At 67.2% G+C, this 10,708-nt stretch carries 9 protein-coding genes; 6 read left to right on the forward strand and 3 right to left on the reverse strand.

From position 1 onward, the window contains the following. Positions 1-88 precede the first annotated feature (88 nt). Complete coding sequence (locus CEX88_RS17485) at positions 89-634, forward strand: hypothetical protein (RefSeq protein WP_094294440.1); 546 nt, start codon at positions 89-91, stop codon at positions 632-634. Here CEX88_RS17485 and CEX88_RS17490 read toward each other — a convergent pair whose 3' ends face one another. Then, positions 635-2,020 (reverse strand): cytochrome P450, encoded by a 1,386-nt coding sequence (locus tag CEX88_RS17490; RefSeq protein ID WP_094294441.1) that lies wholly within the window; start codon positions 2,018-2,020, stop codon positions 635-637. Between the two features lie 42 nt (positions 2,021-2,062). On the opposite strand from CEX88_RS17490, the gene CEX88_RS17495 reads away from it, so the two are divergent. From CEX88_RS17495 to CEX88_RS17510, 4 genes are all read left to right on the forward strand, one after another. After that, the gene (locus CEX88_RS17495) at positions 2,063-3,520 is read left to right on the forward strand and encodes an aldehyde dehydrogenase family protein (protein WP_082961496.1); all 1,458 of its coding nucleotides are present in this window, start codon (positions 2,063-2,065) and stop codon (positions 3,518-3,520) included. A 107-nt stretch (positions 3,521-3,627) separates the two neighbouring features. Beyond that, entirely contained in the window at positions 3,628-6,003 is a 2,376-nt protein-coding gene (locus CEX88_RS17500) for a lysylphosphatidylglycerol synthase transmembrane domain-containing protein (RefSeq protein WP_066840386.1), read from the forward strand. A gap of 123 nt (positions 6,004-6,126) precedes the next feature. Further along, positions 6,127-7,071 (forward strand): cyclopropane mycolic acid synthase family methyltransferase, encoded by a 945-nt coding sequence (locus CEX88_RS17505; protein ID WP_064396577.1) that lies wholly within the window; start codon positions 6,127-6,129, stop codon positions 7,069-7,071. An 81-nt stretch (positions 7,072-7,152) separates the two neighbouring features. Beyond that, positions 7,153-8,028, forward strand: a complete 876-nt coding sequence (locus CEX88_RS17510; RefSeq protein WP_202931545.1) for a cyclopropane mycolic acid synthase family methyltransferase — start codon at positions 7,153-7,155, stop codon at positions 8,026-8,028. A 3-nt stretch (positions 8,029-8,031) separates the two neighbouring features. On the opposite strand, the gene CEX88_RS17515 is transcribed toward CEX88_RS17510, so the two are convergent. Then, positions 8,032-9,282: a KasA/KasB family beta-ketoacyl-ACP synthase gene (locus CEX88_RS17515; RefSeq protein ID WP_094294443.1), complete on the reverse strand. Its 1,251-nt coding sequence runs from the start codon at positions 9,280-9,282 to the stop codon at positions 8,032-8,034. A 76-nt stretch (positions 9,283-9,358) separates the two neighbouring features. Between CEX88_RS17515 and CEX88_RS17520 the strand changes: the two genes are divergently transcribed. Beyond that, entirely contained in the window at positions 9,359-9,745 is a 387-nt protein-coding gene (locus CEX88_RS17520) for a DUF2237 family protein (RefSeq protein ID WP_066840379.1), read from the forward strand. 151 nt (positions 9,746-9,896) lie between these two features. Here CEX88_RS17520 and CEX88_RS17525 read toward each other — a convergent pair whose 3' ends face one another. After that, positions 9,897-10,661 (reverse strand): methyltransferase domain-containing protein, encoded by a 765-nt coding sequence (locus CEX88_RS17525; protein ID WP_094294444.1) that lies wholly within the window; start codon positions 10,659-10,661, stop codon positions 9,897-9,899. Positions 10,662-10,708 lie beyond the last annotated feature (47 nt).

The raw sequence follows: 10,708 nt of genomic DNA on the forward strand, positions 1-10,708 counted from the left end.
GTTTGAGGTGGGCTCACGCGGGGGTTTGAGGTGGACTCACGCGGGGGTTTGAGGTTTGAGCTTTGGTGACAGTGGTAAAAGCACCGGCATGTTGACCAACTCGAAGAAGTTTTCACCGCTCCTGGTGGCCGGCGCGGCAGCTGCCGCGATCGCTGCCGCGCCTGCAGGCTTTGCTTCGCCGTCGTTCCTCCCGACCGGTGGCCCCTCGGGCTGCGTCGACCCCGCCGGCACAGGCTGCGCGGTCGCTCCGGCCCCGGCTCCGGCGCCAGCACCCGCGCCGGGTGTGTGGACACCGCCGCCGCCTCCTGGCGCTCCGGCCGCGGCCGGCGCCGTTCCGGGTGGACCGGCCGGCGTAGCCGGACCCGAGGGCGCAGCGGGCGCGATCCCCGGGGGCCCGGCCGGCGTGGCCGGACCCGAGGGTGCCGCGGGCGCGATCCCCGGCGGTCCCGCGGGAGCAGCCGGACCGCAAGGCGCGACGGGTGCCATCCCCGGCGGCCCGGGCGGAACAGCCGGACCGCAGGGCGCCGCGGGCGCCATTCCGGGCGGACCGTCCGGCGTGGCCGGACCGCAAGGCGCCGCCGGGTGCATTCCCGGAGTCGCTTGCGGCGCCGTGCCCGCTACCGACATCCCCTGATCAGTTCTGCGTCGCGGATGACGTGTCGGCGGTGGCGGATCTTGATGCAGCTTGATCCGCTGCTGTCGACACGGCAGTCTTCTTCGCCGACACCGTGATTCGCGCACCGCGGTGCGGTGTCATGATCACGTGCTTGAGCTTCGGCCGTTCGCCTGCGGCCCTCGTCGGCGCCAGCTCGACGCGGCGCAACACCTCACGCAACACCACGCGCATCTCCACCATCGCGAATCCCGCACCGAGACAGCGGCGATTGCCCCCGCCGAATGGCAGCCATGTCGTCGGGCTCAGAGTCGCGCCGACCATGCGATCCGGGTCGAAGCGGTCGGGGTCGGGATAGATGCCGGCATCGTCGTGCACCAGCGTGATGCTCGGCACCACCATCACCCCCGCAGGCAGCCGGTAACCGGCGATCTCCACCGGCTCGGTGAGGATCCGGCCGACATCGGGAACGACGGGGCGATTTCGCAGCGTCTCCTTGGCGATCGCGTCCAGATACTCGTCGTCGCCGGATTCGGCCGCCCGCATGGCCTTTGACAACACATCCGGATTGCGGGTCAACCGCTCCAGCGCCCAGGACAACCCGGTTGCGGTCGTGTCGTGCCCGGCAACCAACAGCGTGATCAGTTGGTCGCGCAGCTCCCGGTCGGTCATCCCCGCGCCGTCGTCGACCCCGGCGCGCACCAGCATCGCCAGCGCATCGGTGCGCTCAGCGAGGTTGGGATCGGCGCGGCGGTCCGCGATCTCGGCATACAGGAGCCGGTCGGCGTGATCCATGTTGCGGCGCAACCGTTGCCACAGGCGGTGTCTCAACAGCTTGGGTTTGGCGATCGCCACCGATGCCCACGGCCCGACGTTCAGCAGTTGCGGCATCACCTCGCGCAGCGCGGCCAACCGATCGGGGTCGCTGGCGCCGATCACCGTCCGCAGGATCACCTCGAGGGTGATCTCCGACATTTTCGGCGCCACCGCGAACGGCTCCCCCACCGGCCACCCGGCGATGTTGTCCGCCGCGATCTCGGCCATCACGTCGGCCTGCCGCGCCACCGCGTCACGGTGGAACGGCGCCATCATCAGCCGGCGGCGCTCTCGGTGCACCTCGTCATCGACGACCAACACCGAGCTGTCCCCCAACAGTCCCGCCAACATCGAATTCGCCTCGCCGGCATGGTAAATCCGCGGGTCGCCGGCGAACACCGTCTTGATGTCAGCCGGATCGGAGAGGTAGACCATCGAGCCGACCATCGAATTGGTCAGCGTGAACACGTTGCCGTAACGGCGTTGGCAGATCGACACGATCCGCGGCCACCACCGCATCATCAGCAACAGCAGTACGAACGACGGGAGCCGAGGTCCCGGCGGCAGCGCCGACGCCGTTGTTGGACTCATGCCTAATAGAGTAATGCCGTCGGCAGCGGGTAGGCAATGAAAATGACCCGCTATCCCGATTTCGACACCATGCCGATCGGCAAGCAGTGGCGAGCAGGCTCGTCAGGCAAGACCCGGCAGGACACCGACCCCTACACCGGCGACGTGCTGACCGAGATTCCCCAGGCCGACGCAGACGACCTCGACGAGGCCTACACGACGGCCCTTGAGGCACAACGAAATTGGGCGGCCCAACCGCCCATGGTCCGCGCGCAGGTGATGCGCGACGCCGCCGACGTGATGGGGGCGCGCAAGGACGAGATCATCGACTGGTTGGTCCGCGAATCCGGCGGCACCCTCGCCAAGGCCGAACTCGAGTGGAGCCTGGTGCGCTCGGTGCTGTGGGAAGCCGCGTCGATGCCCCACCACGTCGAGGGCAAGATCATGCCGTCGGACATCCCCGGCAAGGAGAGCCGCATCTACCGCGAGCCCGTCGGCGTCGTCGCGGTGATCTCGCCGTGGAACTTCCCGATGCAGCTGTCGAACCGGTCCGTGGCGCCCGCGCTCGCCGTCGGCAACGCGGTGGTGCTCAAACCGGCGGGCGACACCCCGGTCACCGGCGGACTGCTGCTCGCGCGAATCTTCGAGGAGGCCGGCCTGCCGCCGGGGCTGTTGTCGGTGGTGATCGGCTCGGGCTCGGACATCGGCGACGCGATCGTGGCGCATCCGGTGCCGCGCGTCGTCTCGTTCACCGGCTCCACGCCCGTCGGCGAGGGCATCGCGGCCAAGGCCGGGATCAAGCGCACCGCGCTCGAACTCGGTGGCAACGGCCCTATCGTCGTGCTCGAGGACGCCGACCTCGACCTGGCTGCCCGAGCCGCGGTGTTCGGGTCGTTCTTCCACCAGGGCCAGATCTGCATGATCGGCAACCGCACGATCGTCGACACGCGCGTCTTCGACGAGTTCCTCGACCGCTTCGTCGAGCGGACCAAGCAGCTCAAAGTCGGCGACCCGCGCGATCCGGAAACCCAGCTGGGGCCGATCATCAACACCTCGCAGGTGGAGTCGATTCAGGACAAACTCGACCGCGCCCGCAGCGACGGCGCCTCCCTGCTGATCGGCGGCGATCCCTTCGGGCCGACCGGTCAGTGCCTGCCACCGCACATCCTCACCGGCTCCAACGACGTGGCAACCGCCCGCGAGGAGGTGTTTGGGCCGGTGATGACGGTGATCCGGGCCGACGGCGACGAGGACGCGCTGCAACTTGCCAACGCCACCGAGTACGGGTTGTCGTCGGCGGTGTTCAGCCGCGACGTCGAGCGCGCGGTGCGGTTCGCCCAGCGCATCGACACCGGCATGACCCACGTCAACGACGCGCCCGTCAACGACGACGCCAACACGGCCTTCGGCGGGGAGAAGGCGTCCGGGATCGGCCGCTTCGGCGGCCAATGGGCGATTGACGAATTCACCACCGAGCACTGGATCTCCGTGCAGCACGAGCCGAGGCAGTACGCGATCTGACTTCTCCGGTCCCCGGTCGGCCAATGAGCCGCTTTCCACGGGTCAGCGGCTAAGTTGACGGCGGGTCGCTACCGACGTGACCCCCGACCGGAGAAGATCGTTGATACATGCGCGTTGACGGACGGGACATCGCCGTCTCGGGCAGCCTGCTGCAGCCTTTGACGAGGCGGACCAACGACATCGTCCGCGTCGTGCTGGCCGCGCTGTTCCTCGCGATCGTCATCACCGGCTCGGTCATCACCCGCAACGAGTGGGTGGCGCTGGAACGCTCGATCTCCGAGATCGTCGCGGTTCTGACGCCCACCCAGGCCAACCTGGTCTACCTCATCTATGGCATCGCGATCGTCGCGCTGCCGTTCGTGATCCTGGTCAGCCTGATCCTGTCGCGACAATGGAAGCTGCTCGCCGCCTACGCCGCAGCGGCCGTCATCGCCGGATCCGCGTTGTCGATCAGCGGCCTGGGGCTGACCGCACCGCGCTGGCACTTCGACCTGTCCGGGCGCCTCGACACGTTCGCGTCCCAATTCGTCGACGACCCGCGCTGGATCGCGATGCTCGCCGCGGTGCTCACCGTCTCCGGCCCCTGGTTGCCTGCCCGATGGCGGCGCTGGTGGTGGACGCTGCTGCTGGCGTTCGTGCCAATCCACCTGGTCGTCAGCGCGGTGGTGCCGGCCCGCTCGCTCGTCGGGCTGGCGGCCGGCTGGTTCGTCGGCGCCCTGGTGGTGCTCGTCGTCGGAACCCCCGGGCTGGAGGTCCCCCTCGACGGCGCGGTGCGGGCGATGGCCCGGCGCGGATGCGTCGTCACCGGCCTGCGGGTGGTGCGCCCGGCAGGCGCCGGACCGCTGGTGCTGACCGCCACCTGCGAAGACCAGCAGACCGCGGCCGTGATGGAACTTTACGGACCCCACCAGCGGGGCGGCGGCGTGCTGCTGCAGCTGTGGCGAAAAGTGCGGTTGCGCGACCGCGAGACCGCGCCGCTGCACGCGTCGATGCGCCGCCTCGTCGAGCATCGCGCCCTGATGGCCATCGCGATCGGCGAGCTCAAGGTCGCCAACGCGTCGACGATCGCCGTCGCCGCGCTGGACCGCGGCTGGACGCTGTACGCCCACACCCCGCCCCGCGGAATTCCGATCAGCGAGTGCGCCGACTCGATACCCGTCGGCCGGGTGTGGGAGTCGCTGCGCGACCTGCACGACTGTCAGATCTCCCACGGCGACCTGCGCAGCAGCGAGATCACCGTGGACGGAGACACGGTGCTGTTCGGCGGATTCGACAACGCCGAGTACGGCGCCACCGACGCCCAGTTGCGCAGCGACATCGCTCAGCTGCTGGTGACGACGACGCATCTCTACGACGCGGGTTCGGCGGTGCGGGCGGCGATCGACGCGTTCGGCAACGACGCGGTGCTGACCGCGTCGCGGCGGCTGACCATGGCCGCGATGCCGATGCGCATCCGCAACTCCGTGACCGACCCCAAGGCCGTCATCTCCGCCGCCCGTGACGAGGTGAAGCGTCAGACCCGCGTGGACGAGATCCGCACCGAGACCGTCACGCGGTTCACCCGCGGCCAGGTGATCCAGCTGGTACTGCTGGCCGCGCTGGTCTATGTCGCCTACCCGTTCCTCTCCTCGGTGCCGACGTTCGTCACCGAACTGCGCACCGCGAACTGGTGGTGGGCGCTCCTCGGCCTGGCCGCCACGAGCCTGACGTACCTCGGTGCGGCGGCGGCGCTTTGGGCGTGTGCCGACGGGCTGGTCAGCCTGTGGGGGCTGATCGTGATGCAGGTGGCCAACAAGTTCGCCGCCACCACGACGCCCGCTGGAGTGGGCGGGCTGGCGCTGTCCGCGCGGTACCTGCAGAAGGGCGGTGTCAGCCCGATGCGCGCCACCACCGCCGTCGCGCTGCAGCAGTCCGTCCAGGTCATCACTCACCTGGGGCTGCTCATCTTCTTCTCCACCGCGGCCGGCGTATCGGCCGACCTGTCGCGCTTCGTCCCCAACGTGACGCTGCTGTACCTGATCGGCGGTGTGCTGCTCGGGCTGGTGGGCACGTTCTTGTTGGTGCCGAAGCTGCGGCGGTGGCTGTCGACGGCGGTGCGGCCGCGGCTGGAGGAGGTGGTCGGGCACCTCATCGCACTGGCCCGGGAACCGCGACGGCTGGCGATCATCATGGCGGGCTGCGCCGCGACGACGCTGGGCAACGCGTTCGCGCTGTGGGCGGCGATCGAGGCCTTCGGCGGTGACACGTCGTTCATCACGGTCACCGTGGTGACAATGGTGGGCGGCACGCTGGCCTCGGCCGCACCCACACCGGGCGGGATCGGCGCGGTTGAGGCGGCGCTGATCGGCGGTCTGGCGGCGTTCGGGATGCCCGCCGCCGTCGCCGTACCGTCGGTTCTGCTCTATCGGGTGCTGACCATCTGGCTGCCGGTCTTAGTCGGTTGGCAGGTGATGCGCTGGATGACCAGGAATTCGAAAATCTAGGCCTGATGTCGTGGTGCCGCCCCTCACCACCGCAGCACTCGGAGGTACTGTTTCACCATCGTGTCGAGAAAAACTGCGCGATAGTCGAATATTCGTCCCTCGATCAGTTTCTAAGGGTGGGCCGTGGTGGGAACCTCAGATACACAGCAGAGCTCGACAGACCAGGCGCAGTCGAAGTGGCTGTCCAAATCCGCATCGCAGACGCGCGGATCGGACAAGGACGAAGTCCAGTTCCACTACGACATCTCCAACGAGTTCTTCAAGCTCTGGCAGGACCCGTCGCAGACCTACAGCTGCGCGTACTTCGAGAAGGACGACTACACGCTGGAGCAGGCGCAGCTCGCGAAGGTCGACCTCTCACTGGGCAAGCTGGGCCTGAAGCCCGGAATGACGCTGCTCGACATCGGCTGCGGCTGGGGTTCGACGATTCAGCGGGCCGTCGAGAAGTACGACGTCAACGTCATCGGCCTCACGCTGAGCGAGAACCAGAAGCGCCACATCGAGGAGAACCGGTTCGCCAACATCAAGAGCGACCGGAAGATGGAAGTCCGGCTGCAGCCGTGGGAGGAATTCGAGGGCCGGGTCGACCGGATCGTCTCCATCGGCGCGTTCGAGCACTTCGGCTTCAACAAGTACGACGACTACTTCAAGAAGACCTTCAACTGGATGCCCGACGACGGCGTGATGATGCTACACACGATCATCATTCCCGAGGACGAGGAGATCAAGGCAAAAGGACTGCCGCTGACCATGTCCCGGGTGAGATTCATCAAGTTCATTATGGACGAGATCTACCCCGGCGGACGTTTGCCGCTGGCCTCGATGGTGCGCGAGCACGCAAACAAGGCCGGCTATACGGTCACGCGTGAACAGCACCTGCAGTCGCACTACGTCAAGACGCTCGATACCTGGGCAGCGAACCTCGAGGCCAAGAAGGACGAGGCGATCGAAATCACCTCCGAGCAGATTTACGAGCGCTTCCGCAAATACCTGACCGGTTGTGCCGATCTTTTCCGCGACGGCTACACCGATGTCGCTCAGTTCACGTGCGAGAAGGCGGCTGCTTAGCCGGTTTAGGAAAAATGCGATATAAAGCTTGGTCGTTACGGGGTCGTCGGGGTCGCGTAACCGCATAGGAGGCCAAAGGAAATGTCGGATAATTCGGGGACGACGATGAAGGTCGCGTACGAGGACGTTCAAGCCCACTACGACCTTTCGAACGACTTCTTCGGCCTCTTTCAGGATCCGACGCGGACCTACAGCTGTGCGTACTACGCGCGTGACGACATGTCCCTCGAGGAAGCCCAGTACGCCAAGATCGACCGCGCGCTCGCCAAGCTCGACCTGAAACCCGGGATGACGCTGCTCGACGTCGGCTGCGGCTGGGCTTCGGTGATGAAGCGGGCGATCGAGACCTACGACGTCAACGTCGTCGGGCTGACGCTGAGCCGTAATCAGCACGCACTGGGCCAGCAGATCCTCGACGCGGTCGAAACGGACCGGTCCCGGCGGGTGCTGCTCAAGGGCTGGGAGGAGTTCGACGAGCCCGTCGATCGCATCGTGTCGATCGAGGCGTTCGAGGCGTGGCCCAAGACGAAGTACAAGGCGTTCTTCGACACCTGCCACCGCGTCATGCCCGCCGACGGCCGGATGGTGCTGCAGACGATCATGGGGCACCCGCTCAAGCGCTGGCCCGAGCTGGGCATCCCGATCGTGATGTCGGACCTGAAGTTCATGCGGTTCATCGCCAAGGAGATCTTCCCCGGCGGCGCCGTGCCGTGCGACGAGGACGTCTACGAGTTCGCGGGGAACGCCGGCTTCACCGTCGCCGACTTCGACGATATGACCCCGCACTACGTCCGCACCCTGGACACGTGGGCCGACAAGCTCGAGGCCGCCAAGGATCAGGCGATCGCGGTGACGTCGCAGGAGGTCTACGACCGCTACATGAAGTACCTGCGCGGTTGCTCGGACTTCTTCAGCCGTAACGTCAGCTACGTAGGACAGTTCACGCTGACCAAGTAGCCGCTAGTAGGCGCCGAACACCAACGACACGTTGTATCCGCCGAGCCCGAACGAGTTGGTGACCGCGTACCGGTAGTCGGCGCGGCGCGGGCTCTCGGCGACCACATCGAGATCGATCTGCGGATCGAGGTCCTTGAGGTTGAGCGTGGGCGGTACGAGCCCGTCGCGCAGCGCCTGCACCGTCAACACGGCCTCGATCGCACCGGCCGATCCCAGTGAATGCCCCAGCGCCGCCTTGGGCGCGTACACCGCAGGCGAGTGGTCACCGAGCGCCCTGCGGATGGCCTTGGCCTCGGCCAGGTCGCCGTGGACGGTGCCGGTGGCGTGGGCGTTGATGTGGTCGATGTCGGTCGGGCTGAGGCCGGCCAGTTCGATCGCCCGGGCGATCGCTTCGCCGGCGCGCTCGCCGTCGGGATCGGGCTCGGTGATGTCGTAGGCGTCGGAGGTCATGCTCGCGCCCATCAGCCGGGCCAGCGGTTGCGCACCGCGCGCCTTGGCGTGCTCCTCGGTTTCGATGAGCATCAGCGCGCCGCCCTCGCCGAAAACCATGCCGTCGCGGTCCTTATCGAAGGGTCGGCAGGCGCCCGCCGGATCGTCGTTGTTGGTCGACAACAGCTCCTGCAGGCTGAAGGCCGCAACCGGGACCGCCTCGATGTGGGTCTCGACGCCGCCGCAGATCACCATGTCGGCCTCGCCGAGGACGAGGTGTCGCCAGCCCTGGGCGATGGCCGCGGCGCCCGACGCGTCGGCCATCACCGGCGAGATGATGCCCGCCTTCGCCTTGCGATCCAGGCCGACCGCGGCGGCCGCCCCGTTGGGCATGTACATCTGGATGGTCAGCGGCGACACGGCGCGCAGGCCCTTTTGCCGCCAGAGGTCGTGCTGGAGCGGGATTTCTTCGGTGCTGCCGAGCGCGAGGCCGACCGACACCGCCAGCCGGCGGGTGTCGACGTCGGGGTTGCCCGCGATCTCCCAGAGCCTGCGGCTCAGGACGGTCGACATCTTCTGCATGTACGACGTCCGGCGCCGTTCGACGCGGTCCAAATGCTCGTCGAGATTCTCGAGGATCGCGCCCCCGATGCGGACCGGCGAGTCGAACTCGTCGATGAACCACTTGTCGAGCGCCCGGATGCCGCTTCTGCCCTGCTGGAGCAGCCTCCAGGTCTCTTCGGCGCCGGTGGCCAATGCTGTCGTCGAGGCGACAGCGGTCACGACGATGTCGGGGAATCCGTCGCCAGTCCTGAGCGCGGCCATGCCGGATGCTCCTCGTTCACTCGAATATGTTCGGGTAGTACTGAATATTAGGACCCTCCGAAACGATGGACGACTGGTGGCTGAACTCAATGTGCTCGGCGAGCCGCTTCAGCCGTGCAGTTCCGACCCGCTGACCGGCTTCTACAGGGACGGGTGCTGTTCAACCGGGCCCGAGGATCTCGGAAGCCACACGATCTGCGCGGTCGTGACGGCGGAGTTCCTCCGGCACCAGCGGTCGATCGGCAACGACCTGTCCACCTCGCGACCGGAGTACCGCTTTCCCGGTCTTCGGCCCGGCGACCGCTGGTGCGTGACCGCGGTGAACTGGTTGAAGGCCTACCAGGACGGCTTCGCCGCGCCGGTGGTGCTGGCGTCTACGCACGAGCGGACGCTCCAGGTGGTTCCGCTGGAGGCGCTGCGCGAACACGCCGTCGACGTGCCTGACGACCTCGGAAGCCTTTGACGCATTCGGTCGGCGAGCGATTGATTGCGCATGCCGCGTCGCCATGTCAGACCGGACGTCGGCGGCGGTCTGCAACCCGGTGTCCGTTGGTCCGCTCACAGCGCAATCAATGCACGGCGTTGAACTTCACCGAGAGGATCGCCCGGCCCGGTCAGCTGACTTGACGTCGGCTCGCGACCACGACGGTTGGGCCGAACGGGCGGGTGCGAAATTTGACGGTGATCTCCGGACCGGCGTGGCGCGCGAGCGCACTCAATGCCGACGGACTGTAGGCACGTAGTGAGCTGATTACCCCGTCGTGCAGCAGCGGCATCAGCGGGCAGAACGGCAGCGTCGCTGCCAGCACAACCGCATGCACGGGCGCCGGCGGTCGGCGCAGGTCGATAATCATCAGCTTCTTCGCTGCCCGCGTTCCCTCGGCGAACACAAGTGCGGCCTGTGCGGGTGGCAGGTGATGCAACGACAACGCGAACACGGCGAGGTCGTAAAACCCGTCGGGGGCGTCGATTTCGGTGGCATCCATTTCCCGCACCGTGGCACGGGGATCACTGCCGAGCCCACCCGCGGCAACAATCCCGACGAAGGAGGGATCGATGTCGGTTACCGTGACCCGAGCAGTGGGGTGGCTCTCGAGCACTTTCTCCGACAGCCCGCCAAGGCCCGCTCCCAACTCCAGAATCTTCGGCGAGGAGAACTCGGCCACCTCGTCGAGCACGACCTTGGCGATCTTGCCGTAGACGCCCAACCGTCGTCGCCGCCCACCGCGGTCGAGGGCCACCACGACCTTTCGTTTCAACTCGTCGACGTCGTCGCGGTCGAGGTACTCGAGCCGATTCGTCTGCAACCGCCGGTCCAACCACGACGCCTCAGGACCGCCGCGGGGCATGTCGACTATGTCGAGTGTGCTATCGGTCATCGCGCTTCCAGTGCCTGCTCGAGTTGTCCGACATACCTGCCGAGCGA

The organism is Mycobacterium neumannii (genome assembly GCF_002245615.1).
Taxonomy (GTDB): domain Bacteria; phylum Actinomycetota; class Actinomycetes; order Mycobacteriales; family Mycobacteriaceae; genus Mycobacterium; species Mycobacterium neumannii_A.